The 17,791-nt window shown below is 39.4% G+C and carries 20 protein-coding genes; 8 read left to right on the top strand and 12 right to left on the bottom strand.

The features are described 5' to 3' along the window. Positions 1-3: 3 nt before the first annotated feature. The 3 genes from AC07YC_RS15320 to mnhG are packed head-to-tail and all read left to right on the top strand — an operon-like array spanning position 4 to position 1,113. On the top strand, positions 4-483 hold the full coding sequence (locus AC07YC_RS15320; protein WP_336636957.1) for a Na+/H+ antiporter subunit E: 480 nt from the start codon (positions 4-6) through the stop codon (positions 481-483). After that, a complete protein-coding gene (locus AC07YC_RS15315; protein WP_336636956.1) occupies positions 480-761 on the top strand; it encodes a Na(+)/H(+) antiporter subunit F1 in 282 nt (93 codons plus the stop codon). Before AC07YC_RS15320 ends, AC07YC_RS15315 begins: the two co-directional genes overlap by 4 nt. Beyond that, the gene (mnhG, locus tag AC07YC_RS15310; RefSeq protein ID WP_258270525.1) at positions 745-1,113 is read left to right on the top strand and encodes a monovalent cation/H(+) antiporter subunit G; all 369 of its coding nucleotides are present in this window, start codon (positions 745-747) and stop codon (positions 1,111-1,113) included. Before AC07YC_RS15315 ends, mnhG begins: the two co-directional genes overlap by 17 nt. 56 nt (positions 1,114-1,169) lie before the next feature. On the opposite strand, the gene cysC is transcribed toward mnhG, so the two are convergent. The 4 genes from cysC to AC07YC_RS15290 form a co-directional block, all read right to left on the bottom strand. Beyond that, positions 1,170-1,763, bottom strand: coding sequence for an adenylyl-sulfate kinase (cysC, locus tag AC07YC_RS15305; RefSeq protein ID WP_494919824.1), 594 nt, complete (start codon positions 1,761-1,763; stop codon positions 1,170-1,172). Continuing rightward, a complete protein-coding gene (gene sat / locus AC07YC_RS15300; protein ID WP_494919823.1) occupies positions 1,760-2,899 on the bottom strand; it encodes a sulfate adenylyltransferase in 1,140 nt (379 codons plus the stop codon). Before sat ends, cysC begins: the two co-directional genes overlap by 4 nt. A gap of 90 nt (positions 2,900-2,989) precedes the next feature. After that, positions 2,990-4,054: a sulfate permease gene (cysP, locus tag AC07YC_RS15295; protein ID WP_336636952.1), complete on the bottom strand. Its 1,065-nt coding sequence runs from the start codon at positions 4,052-4,054 to the stop codon at positions 2,990-2,992. Between the two features lie 12 nt (positions 4,055-4,066). Beyond that, on the bottom strand, positions 4,067-4,768 hold the full coding sequence (locus AC07YC_RS15290) for a phosphoadenylyl-sulfate reductase (protein ID WP_494919822.1): 702 nt from the start codon (positions 4,766-4,768) through the stop codon (positions 4,067-4,069). A 443-nt stretch (positions 4,769-5,211) separates the two neighbouring features. On the opposite strand from AC07YC_RS15290, the gene AC07YC_RS15285 reads away from it, so the two are divergent. Genes AC07YC_RS15285 through AC07YC_RS15270 form a run of 4 tightly spaced genes read left to right on the top strand, consistent with a single transcriptional unit; the run spans position 5,212 to position 9,069 of the window. Beyond that, positions 5,212-6,255 carry a sulfate ABC transporter substrate-binding protein gene (locus AC07YC_RS15285; protein WP_494919821.1) on the top strand — a complete coding sequence of 348 codons (1,044 nt, stop codon included), beginning with the start codon at positions 5,212-5,214 and terminating at the stop codon, positions 6,253-6,255. An 11-nt stretch (positions 6,256-6,266) separates the two neighbouring features. Continuing rightward, the gene (cysT, locus tag AC07YC_RS15280) at positions 6,267-7,100 is read left to right on the top strand and encodes a sulfate ABC transporter permease subunit CysT (protein ID WP_336636949.1); all 834 of its coding nucleotides are present in this window, start codon (positions 6,267-6,269) and stop codon (positions 7,098-7,100) included. Between the two features lie 10 nt (positions 7,101-7,110). Continuing rightward, complete coding sequence (gene cysW / locus AC07YC_RS15275) at positions 7,111-7,983, top strand: sulfate ABC transporter permease subunit CysW (RefSeq protein ID WP_036119907.1); 873 nt, start codon at positions 7,111-7,113, stop codon at positions 7,981-7,983. Positions 7,984-7,998: 15 nt separating this feature from the next. Beyond that, positions 7,999-9,069, top strand: a complete 1,071-nt coding sequence (locus tag AC07YC_RS15270) for a sulfate/molybdate ABC transporter ATP-binding protein (protein ID WP_494919820.1) — start codon at positions 7,999-8,001, stop codon at positions 9,067-9,069. A 42-nt stretch (positions 9,070-9,111) separates the two neighbouring features. Here AC07YC_RS15270 and cysI read toward each other — a convergent pair whose 3' ends face one another. The 7 genes from cysI to AC07YC_RS15235 form a co-directional block, all read right to left on the bottom strand. After that, a complete protein-coding gene (cysI, locus tag AC07YC_RS15265) occupies positions 9,112-10,830 on the bottom strand; it encodes an assimilatory sulfite reductase (NADPH) hemoprotein subunit (protein WP_494919819.1) in 1,719 nt (572 codons plus the stop codon). An 88-nt stretch (positions 10,831-10,918) separates the two neighbouring features. After that, complete coding sequence (locus AC07YC_RS15260) at positions 10,919-12,700, bottom strand: assimilatory sulfite reductase (NADPH) flavoprotein subunit (RefSeq protein WP_494919818.1); 1,782 nt, start codon at positions 12,698-12,700, stop codon at positions 10,919-10,921. Positions 12,701-12,746: 46 nt separating this feature from the next. Continuing rightward, positions 12,747-12,896, bottom strand: a complete 150-nt coding sequence (locus AC07YC_RS15255) for a YezD family protein (RefSeq protein WP_008178096.1) — start codon at positions 12,894-12,896, stop codon at positions 12,747-12,749. Then, the gene (locus tag AC07YC_RS15250; RefSeq protein WP_494919817.1) at positions 12,896-13,636 is read right to left on the bottom strand and encodes a sirohydrochlorin chelatase; all 741 of its coding nucleotides are present in this window, start codon (positions 13,634-13,636) and stop codon (positions 12,896-12,898) included. The genes AC07YC_RS15255 and AC07YC_RS15250 overlap by 1 nt, the downstream gene beginning before the upstream one ends. Positions 13,637-13,648: 12 nt before the next feature. Next, positions 13,649-14,422, bottom strand: a complete 774-nt coding sequence (gene cobA, locus AC07YC_RS15245) for a uroporphyrinogen-III C-methyltransferase (RefSeq protein ID WP_494919816.1) — start codon at positions 14,420-14,422, stop codon at positions 13,649-13,651. A 394-nt stretch (positions 14,423-14,816) separates the two neighbouring features. Continuing rightward, positions 14,817-15,017 (bottom strand): uroporphyrin-III methyltransferase, encoded by a 201-nt coding sequence (locus AC07YC_RS15240; RefSeq protein ID WP_494919815.1) that lies wholly within the window; start codon positions 15,015-15,017, stop codon positions 14,817-14,819. A 134-nt stretch (positions 15,018-15,151) separates the two neighbouring features. After that, complete coding sequence (locus AC07YC_RS15235) at positions 15,152-16,660, bottom strand: leucyl aminopeptidase (protein ID WP_494919814.1); 1,509 nt, start codon at positions 16,658-16,660, stop codon at positions 15,152-15,154. A gap of 123 nt (positions 16,661-16,783) precedes the next feature. Between AC07YC_RS15235 and AC07YC_RS15230 the strand changes: the two genes are divergently transcribed. After that, on the top strand, positions 16,784-17,266 hold the full coding sequence (locus AC07YC_RS15230; protein ID WP_029987084.1) for a divergent PAP2 family protein: 483 nt from the start codon (positions 16,784-16,786) through the stop codon (positions 17,264-17,266). 99 nt (positions 17,267-17,365) lie between these two features. Here the strand turns inward: AC07YC_RS15230 and AC07YC_RS15225 are convergent, their stop codons facing one another. Then, the gene (locus AC07YC_RS15225; protein ID WP_004228336.1) at positions 17,366-17,695 is read right to left on the bottom strand and encodes a YuiB family protein; all 330 of its coding nucleotides are present in this window, start codon (positions 17,693-17,695) and stop codon (positions 17,366-17,368) included. Positions 17,696-17,791 lie beyond the last annotated feature (96 nt).

The following is a 17,791-nucleotide window of genomic DNA, read 5'->3' as shown; positions in this document are numbered from 1 at the left end:
GCTGTGGCATTTCAAATGATTTTAAACTTTGTACTTGCCTTTGTATGGATGTTCCTATCCTCTAATTACACAGCAACCGGCTTTATTATTGGGTTCTTAATGGGCATCATTTTACTCGTAATAATGCGAAGATTTTTTAAATCTCGTCTTTATGTCTATCGCCTATGGGCCCTTTTAAAATTAACTTTGCTGTTCTTTAAAGAATTAGTATTAGCGAATGTGCAAGTCCTGAAGGTAGTATTAAAGCCTAAATTGGACATGCAGCCTGCCTTTTTTGCTTATCCTACTGTTTTAACGGAAGACTGGGAAATCACATTATTATCCAGTCTTATCACTTTAACGCCAGGAACTGTAGTCGTACATGTATCGGATGATGCTAAAACACTATATGTACATGCTATTGATATTAGTGATGTGGATGAGGCTGTTGCTTCCATTCGAGATTCATTTGAGAAAGCGATTTTGGAGGTGAGTAAATCATGACAACATTTATTATAACGGTCATTGTAGTGATTTGCTTATCGATGATTGCGGTCATTTATCGAATGATCAAAGGACCTTCTGCATCTGACCGTGTAGTCGCTTTAGACTCACTGGGTGTCACTCTTATTTCCTTAATTGGACTATTTTCGATTTTAGTGGAAACAAGCTTCTTCCTTGAGATTATTTTATTGCTAGCGATTTTATCATTTATCGGTACAGTTGCTTTCTCTAAATTCATAGAGAAAGGAGATATCATTAAACGTGACAATTCTCGCTAATAGTTTAGTTATCTTTTTCATTTCTGTTGGAGTACTTTTTATTGTCGTCACAGCTATTGGGCTTATCCGCCTACCTGATTTATATACACGAGCACATGCTGCCTCAAAAAGTGCTACACTTGGTGTCATGTGTGTACTAATTGGTGTATTCTTTCACTTTTGGCTAATCGAAGATCATTTTAATCCACGTATATTACTAGGAATATTATTCCTCTTCATTACTGGCCCTGTTGGAGGCCATATTATGACCCGCTCCTCTTATATTGCAGGTGTCAAGCCTTGGAAAGGGACAGTACGTGATGAATTAGGTCCTGAAATTGACAGAATGAAAAAAGAACAAGACACACAATAAGACATATAAAAAATCTGCTCAATCGTTCTGATCGAGCAGATTTTTTTATTGGTTTATTATATATACCCTTTGGAAGTTAAAATACTAGTCAACTGTTGCACACATTCTTCTATCGTATGATGTTCAGTATCTAAAATAATTTCAGGGTTTTCTGGTTCCTCATAAGGGGCGCTAACACCAGTGAAATTAGCAATTTCTGCTTTTCTCGCTTTTTTATACAGACCCTTGGGATCCCGTTTTTCACAGGTTTCTACTGAACACTTTACAAAGACCTCGATAAATTCACCATCTTCAACAAGCGCACGGACCACCTGGCGATCTTCTCGATAAGGAGAAATAAATGCCGTTAATACAATTTGACCACTTTCTATAAAAAGCTTCGCAACTTCCCCTATACGACGAATATTTTCTTTTCGTCCTGCCTCCTCAAAACCTAAATCCTTGTTTAGGCCATGACGGACATTATCGCCATCCAACACAAAGGCTTGGTTGCCCCTTTTATATAATTGGCGGGCAAATGCATTGGCTATAGATGATTTTCCTGAAGCAGACAAGCCCGTAAACCATAAAATAAAGCTTTGATGTTTATTTTGGGATCGACGCTCCTCTTTTGTAACGGAGGCTTCATGCCAAACAATATTCGAACTCATTTGACTACCTCCTTTTGCATGCCTTTTATTAATACATCTACTACTTCTTTACGGCTAAATGTACTTGGTGGTACTTCCCCATTACGTAGCATCTCTCGTACTTTTGTTCCTGATAAAATAATATGGGCAGAGCTATCGTGTGGACAAGTTTTTGTTGTAGCCATTCCTTCACATTGCTGACAATAAAAACTATGCTCGAACTTTAATGGAACAATCCCTAATTCATCTTCCGTAAACTGTTCAAAGATTTTTTGTGCATCGTACGTGCCATAGTAATCCCCTACACCTGCATGATCTCGACCGACGATAAAATGTGTACAGCCATAATTTTTCCTTACAAGTGCATGGAAAATGGCCTCTCTTGGTCCTGCGTAACGCATAGCAGCCGGAAACACTCCTAATTGCACACGATTTTCAGGATAGTAATTTTTTAATAGAATCTCATAGCTCTCCATGCGGATAGCCGCAGACACATCATCCGACTTTGTTTCACCAACAAGTGGGTTTAAAAATAAACCATCAATTGTTTCAAGTGCTGCCTTTTGGATATATTCATGCGCTCGATGCACCGGGTTACGCGTTTGAAAGCCAACAATGGTTTGCCAACCCTTTGAAGCAAATAGTTGACGGGTTTCCACCGGATCAAATGAATACGTAGAAAACTTTTGTGCCAGACGTTTGATTAGGGTAATTTTCCCTCCGACATATATGGCAGGACGTTCATGTAGCTTATGAACACCAGGATGTGCGAGATCCTCAGTACCATATACAAGTAATGCCTCTGTTCGCTTATTCGGCTCAAAAATATCAGCTACCTGAATAACGCCATAAGTTTCACCTTGGTAGACTAATTTTACCTCTTCGCCAGGTTGTAATGTTGCTGCCTTCTCTTTCGTCACAGGGAGGGTAATTGGAATACTCCATACTATACCTGTTGCTAATCGACTTTTTTCCACTACTGATTCATAATCTACTTGTGTTAAAAAGCCTTCGATAGGGCTGTAGCCACCTATAGCAATTAACTCTAAATCACTCAAAGAAACGGCATCCAGCTCAATCTCCTTATGAATAGATGTGATTTCCTTTTCGGGATGAAAAGCTTGCACAAGAAACCCTCCATGTGGTTGTAAACTCATATAATCTCCTCCTAATTCTAGTTAAATACTAAGTTTAATAGTTGAAATGTATGAAAGATCAGCATCAATGATGTTGTAACACTAGTGAAATTAAATACCCTCTCCTGCATCATATATGGATTGCTCTTCTTCTCGCATTGTACGCATTAAACTAATAACTCCAAGCGTTCCAACAATAATGCTGCCATTCAAAATAATCGCATAAAGATCTTTTTCTAAAAACAACTGCACTAAAAAATAAGAAATGGCTAATGAAAAAATTGGGGATACAACCCAAATACGAATAATCTTTTTCACAATATGCTTATGGAAAATTTGTTTTCCGTTCTTCGCCATGCCCATTCCAATAATAGAGGAAGATGTTACTTGCGTTAGGGGCACTGGAAGTCCAAAAATGGAGCTTATACCAACAAGGAGCGCACCCGTACTTGAAATTAAAATACCCTCTGCCTTTTGAAACCGCATAATTTTTTTTCCGTTTGTTTCAAGAACTCGTTTTCCAAGTAGGATGGCTCCTATAGCAACAAATGCACCCCCAAGCATAATGCCGATAGTAACATCCATCATGCCAGCACCTACTAGCGGTCCAACTGCATTCGCAACATTATTCATACCTGCCGAAAAGGCTTCAAAAAATCCTGCTAATACGAGTAGGACAGTTAAAATTGGATGATCTTTTAGTAGCCCTCTATGCTGTACTTTATATAACAGCTTTCCACATATAAGGGCTATAACGAAAGCTATAAGTGGGACAATAACCCAAAAGGACATGATGACAAGTAAAGATTGAACGAATAGCACTTTATAAGCCATTCCCACACCAACGACTGCACCGACGGTTACCTCACTCGTAGATAAGGGGATGCCTAGAAGGTTGGCAAAAAATAAACTGCTCGTTGCAGAAATTAAAATAATGATGACAATTTTCACCGTAATATATTCCTGAGGCATAATGCCTGAGCTAATCGTTTTGACTACTTCTCCTCCGCCTAAAACCGCTCCACTATAAACGCCTATGGCACATAATAATAATGCTTGCCAAGCCTTTTTAATAGCACCGGCCCCATAGGCAACTCCCATTGAAGCCGCTGCTCCACTTGCACCTATATTCATTGCAAAAAATAAACTAATAGCTATGGCGAAATATTCTAGCATGGCATTACTCCTTTATTCATGTAACCCACATTCCGTTTTTCCAGAGCCTTGCCATCTACCAGAACGTAAATCATCCATCGTAAACGCCGGCTTCGTACAATGCTCACAGCCGATACTTGGATAGCCTTGATCGTGCAAAGGATTGTATGGCAAATTATGTTTTGAGACATATCGCCAAACGTCCTTCCATGTCCAATGGATAAGTGGGCAAACTTTAATCGACTTAAATTTATCATCACGATTAAGAAAATTTGTTTGTTGACGTGATGGCGATTGTTCACGACGTAAGCCAGATATCCAAGCCTTTGTACCTGAAAGGGCTTCATGTAAAGGCTTAATCTTGCGTATAGCACAGCATTGATTTGGATCTGACTTCCATAGTTCATCACCATATTGGGCCGCTTGTTGTTCAAGTGTAAGTGCAGGCTTTTTCATCACAATGTTTAATGGTGGATATTTTTCCCTTACTCGCTGGATCGTTTCATAGGTCTCTTTAAAATGGACATCTGTATCTAAAAAGACAATCGTTGCATCTGGCTTTACCTTTGAAATGAGATCAATTAAAACTATGCCCTCTATCCCAAAGCTACAGGCATAGACAATTTCATTCCCATACTCTTGGTAGCTCCACTGTAAAACCTCTAATGCTCCCTTATACGTTTCATCAACCTGAAAATTAATGTTTGGTTCTTGCCAATTAGCATGTGTTAACATTGAATCCCCCTCATAGCGAAAAAAGGCGTTCTAACAACAGACACCCAAAAACATGTCTTTGTTAAAACGCCTCTAGTTTGACTAGCCAGCTCATTATTCAACGATTTTTCACTAGTAATTGCTACCTCGTTCTATAATCGTTTTTTCTTATTACCAAATATATACTAAAGTACACCAAGCAGTCAACTAGGTTTTTGAAATATCTTATGCAATAAACCCATTTTTGACACTCTTAGTTGCATAAGATAAATGATAGCTAGGTAAATCACCTTTATTTTCAATATTCCATAATTCCTTGTTGACTAATAGGAAATATATGTTTAATGTATTATCTACAAATACTAAAATGCTGATCAGAGGATCTGAAGGCCATCTACCAATGACGAATTATCGTTATGGGGATGGCTTTTTGCATTCTTTAGCCAGAAAGGGAGCGAAATGGAATGAAGAAAAGGAACAATGTCTTTCAATCTTTGGCACTGCTTGCTGTATTAACTTTATCTGTAACAGGATGTAGTAGTGCTAACTCAAATGAAGATACAGGTGGCCAAGAATCCGTAGAGCTATTAAATGTATCCTATGACCCAACACGCGAGCTTTACGATGAGTTCAATCAAAATTTTATAAAAAAATGGAAGGATGAAACAGGACAGGATGTCACGATTAAACAATCTCATGGAGGCTCAGGAAAACAAGGTAGAGCAGTGATTGATGGCCTCGAAGCAGACGTTGTCACGCTGGCTCTCGCCTATGATATTGATGAAATTGCCCAAACTCGTGAACTGCTAAATAAAGATTGGCAAACAGAATTTGACCATAACTCTACTCCCTATACATCCACTATTGTTTTTTTAGTACGCAAGGGCAACCCGAAAAATATACAAGATTGGAATGATCTCATCAAAAAAGACGTATCCGTCATTACCCCTAACCCTAAAACATCTGGTGGTGCACGGTGGAACTACTTAGCTGCTTGGGGATATGCTGGAAAGTTATATAACAACGATGAAACAAAAATAAAAGAATTTATGAAATCACTATACAGCAACGTTGAAGTACTAGATTCTGGTGCCCGAGGTGCTACTACAACTTTTGTGGAACGAAAAATTGGGGATGTCTTAATTGCATGGGAAAATGAAGCTTACTTATCACTTCATGAATTAGGGAAGGATGAATTCGAGATTATTACCCCATCATTAAGTATTCTAGCGGAGCCACCAGTGGCGGTTGTTGACAAAATCGTCGATAAAAAAGGAACACGCAAAGTGGCCGAGGCATACTTACAGCATTTATATAGCGAAACAGGTCAAGAAATTGCTGCCAAAAACTATTACCGACCTCGTAATGAAGCTGTTCTAGCTAAATATAAAGACCAATTCCCTCAGCTTGAACTTGTTTCTATCGATGATTTTGGTGGCTGGACAAAAGCACAAGCAACTCACTTTAAAGACGGTGGTACCTTTGATGAAATCTACTTGCCACAATAAGGAGTGTTCTGATGAGTAGTTTAACCCTGACGAAAAAATCACGTCGTATTATTCCAGGCTTTTACCTATCTCTTGGATATACGATGTTATATGTTAGTTTACTAGTGTTATTACCACTTTCTATGATCTTTTTCCATACGATGTCCTTAAGCTGGACTGCGTTTTTCGATATTATCACTGATCCTCGTGCTGTTGCTTCCTATAAAGTGAGCTTCAGCACAGCCCTCATTGCAGGTCTATTAAATGTACTTTTCGGTACAATTATCGCTTGGGTTCTGGTTCGCTACCAGTTTCCTTTTAAAAGAATAATTGATGGGTTAGTAGATTTACCCTTTGCTTTACCTACTGCTGTAGCGGGGATTGCTTTAACATCACTCTATGCCCCCAATGGTTGGATTGGCCAATTTTTTGATTTTAAAATTGCCTTTACGCCCCTTGGTATTATAATTGCCTTAACTTTTATTGGTCTCCCTTTCGTTGTACGAACAGTACAGCCAGTATTGCAAAATATTAGTGCTGAAGTCGAGGAGGCATCAGCTAGCCTTGGAGCCAATCGTTTACAAACCTTTCGTAAAGTGATTTTACCAGAGTTGCTACCAGCCATTTTAACAGGCTTTTCATTAGCCTTTGCCCGTGCTCTAGGAGAGTATGGCTCGGTTGTTTTCATCGCTGGAAATATGCCGATGAAAACCGAAATTACCCCTTTAATTATTATGACTAAACTTGAGCAATACGATTATGCTGGTGCCACTGCAATTGCAGTAGTAATGCTTGTTACTTCATTTATTTTATTATTAACCATTAACGTCATACAATGGCTAGCCAATCGTCGGTTTGTACATTAGGAGGAACTATATGGAACAATCAACATTTATTCAACAGGCTAGTACCGAAAAAAATAAGGTGTCTAAGTCTGCCGCCTTACAGGAGCCTCGTGTTATTCGCTATACGCTTACATTTATTGCATTAGCCTTTTTAGCTTTTTTTATCGTCCTGCCATTAGCTTCAATTTTTATTACAGCCTTTCAAAAAGGTGTGGATGTTTACTTGGCAGCTATCACACATCCAGATGCATTAGCTGCTATTAAACTCACTTTAACAGTTGTAGCGATTGCTGTACCTCTAAATGCAATCTTTGGCGTAATGGCTGCATGGACCCTTACAAAATTTAATTTTAAGGGGAAAAATCTTTTACTAACCATTGTTGATTTACCTTTTGCGGTCTCCCCTGTTATCGCAGGTTTGGTATTTATTTTACTATTTGGATCGCAGGGATTATTTGGTGATTGGTTATTCACCAATGATATTAAAATTGTTTTTGCCCTACCTGGCATTGTCCTTGCGACTATATTTGTCACACTGCCCTTTGTTGCTCGTGAGCTAATACCTCTAATGCAAGCACAGGGTACGTCTGAGGAAGAGGCGTCGATTTCGCTTGGTGCAAGTGGCTTTAAGACATTTTGGTATGTCACCTTACCCAATATTAAATGGGGTTTATTTTATGGTCTAATCTTGTGTAATGCACGAGCAATAGGAGAATTCGGTGCAGTTTCAGTTGTATCTGGCCATATACGAGGCATGACGAATACAATGCCCCTTCATATTGAAATTCTTTATAATGAATATCAATTTTCAGCCGCCTTTGCTGTTGCATCCTTAATGAGTGTTATAGCTATCTTTACATTAATTTTAAAAGACATCATTGCATGGAAGTCCAAATCTAGTTAATAGGAGATGATCAGCATGAGTATTCAAATTCAAAATGTCTCGAAAATATACGGATCTTTTCAAGCACTAGAGGATATTTCTCTTCATATTCAGTCAGGGGAGCTTGTTGCATTGCTTGGCCCCTCTGGATCAGGAAAAACCTCTCTATTACGTGTCATTGCAGGGCTGGAAACCGCCGATACGGGTGATATTTTTTTTGATGGACATTCCATGACGGATCGGCATCCAAAGGAACGTAATGTAGGCTTTGTGTTTCAGCATTATGCCCTATTTCGTCATATGACAGTCTTTGAAAATGTCGCCTATGGCCTAAAGGTTCGCCCTCGGAAAACTAGACCTACTAAGCAAGAAATACGAGACAAAGTGATGGAATTGCTACAATTAGTTAAACTCGAAAATTTCTCTGACCGCTATCCTACACAGCTTTCAGGTGGTCAAAGACAGCGTGTGGCACTTGCAAGAGCACTTGCAGTAGAGCCGAAAGTTCTTCTGCTAGATGAGCCATTTGGGGCACTTGATGCAAAAGTGCGCAAGGAGTTGCGTCGCTGGCTACGAAAGTTACATGATGAATTTCATATTACAAGTATTTTTGTTACGCATGATCAAGAGGAGGCATTGGATGTGGCAGATCGTATTGTTGTCATGAACAATGGCAAAATCGAGCAAATTGGGAGTCCAGATGAAGTGTATACACATCCCAAAAGTCCATTTGTCTATGATTTTTTAGGGAACGTTAATCTTTTTAAAGGACGCTTACATAACGGTAAGCTGATGCATGGAGAAGTTGCACTGGATGTGCCTGATGTACAATCACATACAAAAGAAAATGTGATTGGTTATGTTCGCCCCCATGATATACAAATAGAAAAGGTAAGTATTCCAGGTACGGTCCCCGTCAACATCAATCATATCCATCTGTTGGGGCCTATTGTCCAAATTGAGCTACGCCGTGAAGATTTAGATGAATTTTTAGAGGCAGAATTATCAAAAGAACAGTTCCTTCACCTTCAGCTTGAAGTAGGCGATCATGTATTTGTTAGGCCGAAGCAATTAAAGGTTTTTATCCCCGAAGATTACTCCATTTAAAAACCATGTAGCAAAGCAATTTGCTACATGGTTTTCTATTTATTATATGTGAAATTCTTTACCATCATATACAGCCGACACATATCCAGCACGAATGACAAAATCACCAAAATGCTCACCGTCTAAACGTTCCTTCGCATAATGTACAAGAATTGGTCGTAGCTCCGCTAGTATCTCTTCCTCACCTATATTTTCACGATAGATTTTATTCAATCTATTACCAGTAAAACTTGCCCCAAGATATAAATTGTATTTCCCAGGACCTTTACCGATAAAGCCTATTTCAGCCATCGCTGCACGGGAGCAACCATTTGGACAGCCTGACATCCGAATAACAATTTCTGTATCATTTAACCCTGTTTCTTCAATGATTGTTTCCATTTTTGTAATAAGAGATGGCAAATAACGTTCCGCCTCCGCCATGGCTAAACCACAGGTTGGTAAGGAGACACAGGCAATGGAATTACGGCGCAATGCGGAATAATGCGCACCATCCGTCAGCTTATATTGCTCTATAATAGCATCAATCTTTTTCTTTTTCTGTGGTGTTACATTACTAATCATTAAATTCTGGTTAGGAGTTAAACGGAAATCACCTGTATGCACCTTAGCTATTTCACGTAACCCTGTTAACAGCTCATAATCTTGAAAATCTTTGATGCGGCCGTTTTGAATAAATAGCGTATAATGCCAATTACCCTCTGCCCCTTTAATCCAACCGAACTCATCTCCTGTACGTTCAAACGTATAAGGACGTGCTTCTGGAATACTCCAACCCAATCGTCGCGTTAATTCTTCGTTAAACCATTCTAGTCCTCTTGCATCAATCGTATATTTGAAACGTGCATTTTTACGCACTGAGCGATTCCCATAATCCCGCTGAATTGTTATAATCTTTTCTGCTGTTTCCAGTAGTTTATCCGGTGTAATAAAGCCAATTTCACGCGCAAGCTGTGGATAGGTAGCATGATCACCATGCGTCATCCCCATGCCTCCTCCAACAGCTACATTAAAGCCAATCAGCTTTTCATCTTCTACGATGGCGATTAGTCCGATATCTTGTGAAAACACATCGACGTCATTACTTGGCGGAATCGCAATGCCAATTTTAAATTTACGCGGCAAATATTGTTCTCCATAAATCGGTTCAATTTCTTCAGCCTGACTGTCTACTACCTTTTCTCCATCTAACCATAATTCATGGTATGCACGTGTACGAGGTAGTAAATGCTCACTTAGTTTAGCAGACCAATTATAAACTTCTTCATGTAATGCTGATTGATTTGGGTTTACATTACACATAACATTACGGTTTACATCCCCACAGGCGGCAAGAGAATCCAATAACACGTCATTAATTTCTTGCATATATTTTTTGACATTCCATTTTAAAATACCGTGCACTTGAAACGCTTGACGTGTAGTTAGTTTTAAGGAGCCATTGCCATACTTTCTAGCCATTTCATCCATTACAAGCCATTGCGCTGGGGTAGCCGCTCCTCCAGGTGTTCGTACGCGTACCATGAATTGATAGGCAGGCTCTAGTTTTTGTCGTTGTCTTTCATTGCGAAGGTCTCGGTCATCCTGTAGGTAACTACCATGGAATTTCATTAAACGATTGTCATCCTCAGGAATACCAGAACTTAATGGGTCATTCATAGTCCGTTCGAGTGTCCCACGAAGATAATTACTTTCCGTCTTAATACGCTCTACATCACTTGGTTTCCCAGACTGTGGAGGCAAAACAATTTTCTCTGTCATTCTTTATCGCTCCTTTAATCCATTACACCTCTCCAGAGGCTTTGCTTACTAGCAAATAGTCATCTTCCTACGAGGAAGAGTTTTTTTCTTAATAAACATCCCGCTGGTATCGTTTTTCTTGCTTTAGTTCTTGCACAATGGCTTTTGCTTGCTCAGACGTTTTCTGCCCCTGCTGCTCTATAATACGGTGAATGGTTGCATCCACATCAGCTGCCATTGATTTCTCATCACCACATACATAAATGACAGCACCTTGCTCAAGCCATTCATAAAAATTAGCTGCATTCTCTTCCAATTTGTGTTGAACATAGATTTTTTTATCGGTATCACGTGAAAAGGCTATATGCATTTGGCTTAATGTGCCAGAAGCTAGCCAGCGTTGCCAATCTGTTTGATAGAGGAAGTCTGTGACAAAATGCTGATCACCAAAAATAAGCCAAGCTTTCCCCTCAACCCCTAGTTCCTCTCTTTCCTCTAAAAAAGCTCGATACGGTGCTATACCTGTGCCCGCGCCAATCATTATTATGGGTGTTTCCTTCTGCTCAGGTAATCTAAAATTGGGATTTTTATGAACATAGATGGGTAATGTAGCGCCAATTTGAAGTTCTGCCACACTACCTGAACATACTCCCAGACGTTGTCGACCGTTCGTCTCATAGCTTACCTTGCTAATCGTTAAATGCACCTCATCATGATTCGCCAATTGGCTACTTGCAATGGAATACAGTCGTGATGGAATTTTTCGCAAAATGTCCACGAATTGTTGCGCACTCCATGTGAAAGGAGCAAAATCCTCTACTACATCAAGTAAATCCCTTCCCTTGGCATAATCCTTCCATGCATTAGGTTCTTCTAATAACGATGAAAACTCATTATGTTCTGTGTAAGCTTTAATTTTTTCAAGAACTGGCTTAGATAACACTGTAATTTCCAATTTTTTTTGTAAGGCATTCTTTAAGGACACTGTTTCATCAAACACAGTCACCTCAGTAGCTGGCTCAAATTGTAGTCTTCCCAGTAATGCATCGACTAATGGCTCACTATTTTCCGGTTGAATCCCAATACTGTCTCCTGGCTCAAATTGAAAATTAGCACCTTCAATGGATAACTCTAGATGACGTGTCTCTTTGTTGGAGCCGCGACCATTTAGATTAATATTTTCTAACACTTCAGCGTAAAATGGATTTTTTCTTGAATATGTAGTAGCTCCTTGTATTTCATCGCTCTGTGTTGAAGTAGCCGATATTGTAGTAGCCTGTTTGAGAAATTCTTGTTGAAGAGCTGAGAACCATTGAGCAGCAGCGTCATCATAATCCACATCACAATCAGTACGAGGAACAATTCTTGTTGCACCTAGTTTGGCAAATTGCTTATCAAAGTCTTTACCTGTTTTACAGAAAAATTCATAGGAGCTATCCCCTAATGCAAGTACCGAATATTGAAGCTGCTCTAGTTTTGGTGCTCGTTTACTATGCAAAAATTCATAGAACTGGATTGCCTGATCAGGTGGATCACCCTCACCATGTGTACTCACAATAAGTAATAGATTGGTGATTTTCTTTAAGTTACTTGCTTTAAATTTCCCTAATGATGAGACAGTAACGTCTACGTTTTGAGCCTTTAATAGAGTGGCATATTTTTCTGCTAGCCCTTGACTATTACCTGTTTGGGAACCATATAAAATCGTCATGGTTTTCGTAATAGGGGCTGCTGCTGGAATCGTCTCAACTACGGCCTCCTGAGTAGCTTGTGGTGCACTTAAATAACCGTTTAACCAAATTTTTTGCTCCAGTGTTAATTGAGGTAAAAGTTCGTTTAATAATTTTACCTGCTCTTCATTAAATGGACTGTTTATAACTTGTAGTTTCAATCTTTGCCACCTCGCGAATCGTCATCATTTCATCCTCTAAAAAGAATTATCGAAGTCTTATTTTTTCTTTCTTTTCGATTTGGACCACATAAGAGTTTTGAACAATCAATGTAATCGAACCATGGTTCACAGTATTTAGCATTTGGCGGACATTATCTAATGCTAGATTTACATTTTCAAGCCTTTTATCTGCCATTATGAAACACCTTCCTCTTTGAAATGTAGTAATTCATCAATACGTTCCACTAACACTTTTTTTACATTGACGTCATAACCCAAGCTTTCACATAACATCATGTTGTTGTTAGATAGTCCTTGTAATCGCTTTGTAATGCTTTGCCGTAAAATACCTGTAAATAAGAGATACGGCACAATAAAAACTTGATGCTGCCTCTCTTTTTCTTGCTGGAGCCAGTCATCAAAACTCGGACCCACCCCATATAAGAAGCAAGTATCTACTGTTTGATAGTTGTATTTCATTCGCAATCTTGTTGCAATTTCAGCTAAATCTCTCTTTACGGTCGGATCACTACTGCCACGTCCTATTAGTAAAACACTTGCTTCACAGTTAGGATGCTGCTTTTCTAAAATCCTAGCCTGCAACGAGTCAATGATACGTTCATGAATGCCTAATGGTTCACCATAGGAAAATTGGATATGCGGATAGAGCTTTTGAGCTTCGGCAATTTCTCTTGGAATATCTTGCTTCGCATGCTGTGCAGCTAGCAATAGAATGGGCATTACAGCAATCATAGTTGCCCCTTGTCTAACACAGTTGGCAATCCCCTCTGCAATGGTAGGTGTTGCAAGCTCCAAAAAGCATATTTCCTGAATAGATACACGAACCTCTTGTTGAACGCCTTGTAGAAAAGCTACGGCTTGATCTGTTCCTGCCTTAACACGACTACCATGAGCGATATATAAAATAGCCTGCATAACGTCACATCCTTACCCCGTAACTTGGACTGGTTGTGGACTGTTATGCTCAAACCATTGTATTGTTTCTCTTAATGCCACAACCTCCCCAACTAAAATGATACTCGGGTTCTGAATATTTTCTGTTTGAACGATTTCTTCAATTGTTGCTAAAGTGCCCGTAACCGTTTTTTGCTTAGCAGCAAAAGTTCCCCAATGAATAACGGCTACAGGCGTTACTTCCTCACGTCCATATTTGAGAAGTTGCTGTCGGATGTACGGCAGATTACCTACCCCCATATAAATAGCAATCGTATCGATTCCTTTTGCAAGACTTTCCCAACGGATTGCATCATCTTTTCCTTCCTGCATATGTCCCGTAACCATGGCAAAGCTTGAGCTGAGATTCCGATGTGTCACAGGAATTCCTGCATAAGCCGGGGCTGCTATACCTGAAGTAATCCCTGGTACAATTTCAAATGGAATATGATGTTTGGCTAGCACTTCAGCCTCCTCTGCCCCTCTTCCGAAGACAAATGGGTCACCTCCCTTTAATCTTGTAACGATTAACCCTTGCTGTGCATAACTGACAAGCGTTTGGTTAATATGCTCCTGAATCATGGCATGTTGTTGTGGCAGTTTTCCGCAAAATATTAATTGAGCGTCTTGTCGAGCATAGTTTAATAGCTCTTTATTTATGAGTCTGTCATATAAAATGACATCTGCACATTCAATACAACGTAAACCCTTGACCGTAATAAGATCAACATCCCCAGGACCAGCACCAACGATATATACTTTCCCCATTCCATTTCACTCCTTCTATCTGTTGCGCCTTCGCGTCATGGTGTCCAGTTTTATTGTTGACGGAGTAGCAACCGTCACGCCCTTTGGCATCCGCAAGCGGTTGTGTCTCCAAATGGTGGCGTTTGAACAAATTTTTGATTTTCCCTAAAGAGGAAAAAGATTGCTGTCATCAAGGTAAAGAAAAAAGGCTAATATTATCCCTAGGCACAAAAATGCCTATGAACAATAAAAGCCTCTAGTTTGCTAGTCAGCTACTTATTTAATTCTTAGTAATATAATAAGAATAATAAATAATTTAGTATATTCTGTCAACACAAAATTTGATACTTCCTCAACACAACAAAAAACCAGTTGCCGTTTTTGACTAGGCAACTGGATTATTTATTTTATGTTCTTACCAGCGTCTACGATACCGTGGTCCTGGTCGGAAAAATGGACCAGGCGGATATGGCCGATAGTTTGGATAATATGGATTGTAAGGATATTGATTAAATTGAGACCCTAGGAAACTTCCTAAAAAGCCACCGAAAAACGGTGCACCGAATGGCCAAATACCTCCAAATCCTCCTCCTGGGTAACCTCCGAAATTACGCATATGCTACCTCCCTTTTTATTCTATCGTATGAAGGAAGATGCATCTATCATATGTACATTGCCTAATCTATCGGGATAAGTGCTGAAAATACAAAAAATCAGCGGAAAGACAATCCCGCTGATCAAAATGCTCTATTATTTTTCTTCTCCTAAACGTTGGACAAAATTAGCAAGTGTACGTACCATCACACCTGTACCACCTTTAGGACCTAGATCATGGACAGCTACTGCATCGGATGTTCCGGCAATATCAAGGTGAATCCAAGGTGTTTCACCAACAAATTCTCCGACAAAGCCCCCACCAAAAATCATATGTCCATCACGACCAGGTGAGTTGTTTAAATCTGCCACATCAGATTTACGAATTCTCTTTTTATCATTCTCTGTCAAAGGCATACGCCAAACAAATTCATCCGTTTCCTCTGCTGCTTCCATAAATGCTGCAAAAAATTCATCATCATTAGAAAGAGCACCTGTTTTATCCATACCTAGCGCAGTAATGACGCCTCCTGTTAAAGTAGCGACATCAATTAGCGATGCAGCCCCCTGCTGCTTCGCATATGTAGTTGCATCTGCCAGAACTAAACGTCCTTCTGCATCCGTATTTAATACTTCCACTGTTTTGCCACTATACGTTGTAATGACATCATCTGGTTTAAATGCTGTGTCAGATACCATGTTATCAGTAGATCCGATAACCGCCACTACATTTTTATTTGGGCGTAATTCACCAATAATTTTCATGGCACCAAGCACTGCTGCTGCACCGCCCATATCGCCTTTCATCCCAACCATCGAGTCTTTTGGCTTTAAGGAATAGCCACCTGTATCATATGTTACGCCTTTACCAACAAGACCAATTGGATTTTCAAAATCATCAGACGCTTTATATTTTAATGTGATTAATCGAGGTTCTTCGTAAGAGCCTTGGTTGACACTTAAAATGCCGCCCATTCCCAATTCTTCTAATTGCGCTTTACCTAGAATCTCTACTTCAAAGTCATATTCACTTGCCAAGGATTCCGCATAGTTTGCTAAATCAGTTGCCGTTAGTAAATTCGGTGGTAAATTAATTAGGCTACGTGCCTCATTCACTGCATCCGCATAAATGACGCCGACCTCAAAGCCAGCTACAACTTCGTCTAAATCCCCTGCTGTCGTCACTAGATGAACAGCATCAATACGTTTATCCACTTCGTTTGAAGTTGTTTTGTAATGAGGAATAGAATAATAGCCTAGACCAGTTCCTTCACCCGCTAAGAAGGCTACGTCAGTCACTGAGATTGTTTCTGTTGTAAATGATTCAAGCCAGATGGAATACTCTTTTACTTTTAAGGCTCTTAGCTCTTTCCCAACTAAACCAAAGGCTGCTCGAATATCCCCTTCTGTTAGGTTTTTACGTTCATCTAGCCCTACAAATAAAATGCGTTTTAAATTGGCATGATCCTTCACAAATGGCAGCTTCGTTAGCTTCTTAAGCTCAGTTGAAACGTCTCCCGCGCTAACCCACATATCAATTGATTCACCATAAAAAGATGAAAAGCTTGCCCAATCCTGCATTTGCTCACGGTGTTTAGTGACACCCACCACTAATAATTCAGTAGAAATTGTTTCAAATGTCTTTGCTTCTTTTACAATATTCATGTAAATTCCTCCATTCCATCTACTATTATAACGAAGTTTCTGAAAAGCGCGTAATATTTGCCTATATCTTCTTTTAGAAAATAATGAATGTTATAATAAAAGCAATTATTTGCGAAGGTTGTGATGAATTTGAGTTTACTTCAAAATACCCCATTACTGATTGCCCTCTTTTCGGTTATCTTTGCTCAGTTTGTCAAGATTCCCATCCATTTTTTAATGACCAGACAGGTGAAATGGAGCCTCTTTACTTCTACAGGCGGAATGCCTAGCTCTCACTCCGCTTCTGTTACTGGACTGGCAACCTCTATTGCTTATGAGACGGGTTTAGCATCCCCTATTTTTGCCGTAGCTGCAATGTTTTCCATTATTGTTATGTACGACGCAAGCGGTGTACGTTACCAAGCTGGGCAACATGCTGCGATTTTAAATCAATTGCGTAAGGATTTCCAAACACTGCTTCATGATTTAAAAAAATGGCCTCAGATGGATGGGCAAGAGAAAATGGAGGAATTAAAAACGTTATTAGGTCACAAACGAAGTGAAGTATTTTTCGGGGCGCTCACAGGTATTTTTATCGCCATCATAACCTACGAATTTTTCATATGATAGCTAAGACACATCCTTTCATGATGGAGGATGTGTTTTTTTTATCGAATAAAAAAAGTACTCTCCTTTCATGCAATAGAAAGAAGAATACTAAGTAAATTAGAACATGCGATATCCACTTTTTCGTAAATAAATCATCACAATGCCTGCCACGATGGAGCCTGCAAAGCCGCCTGATAAAATAGCAATATCTACAAACTGAAGGGCTTGTAATTTATCGATTAACGCTGGAAATGCAGAACCTGGCTTGAAAATATAATCTAAGAAGCTTACTTCATCCACGATAAAGATCACAACAATTGGATATACAATCGCCATTAACCACGTCATACGCAACAGCATGTTTAATAAGAATCCGATACCAAAGAACATGACGAAAAATAACAAAATAGAAATGATTAACTGTACTAATGAAACTGGACCATCCATGTATGTATAACCTCCGTTTTCCTCTCATTAGTTTACATGATAACGACAACGCTTTCAATGAACATATCCTTGTTTTCGCTTGTTCGACATATTTAT

Source organism: Lysinibacillus sp. GW247-5R2A (assembly GCF_059424475.1).
The sequence above is the reverse complement of the archived record's forward strand: the minus strand, read 5'-3'. Positions and strand labels throughout refer to the sequence as shown.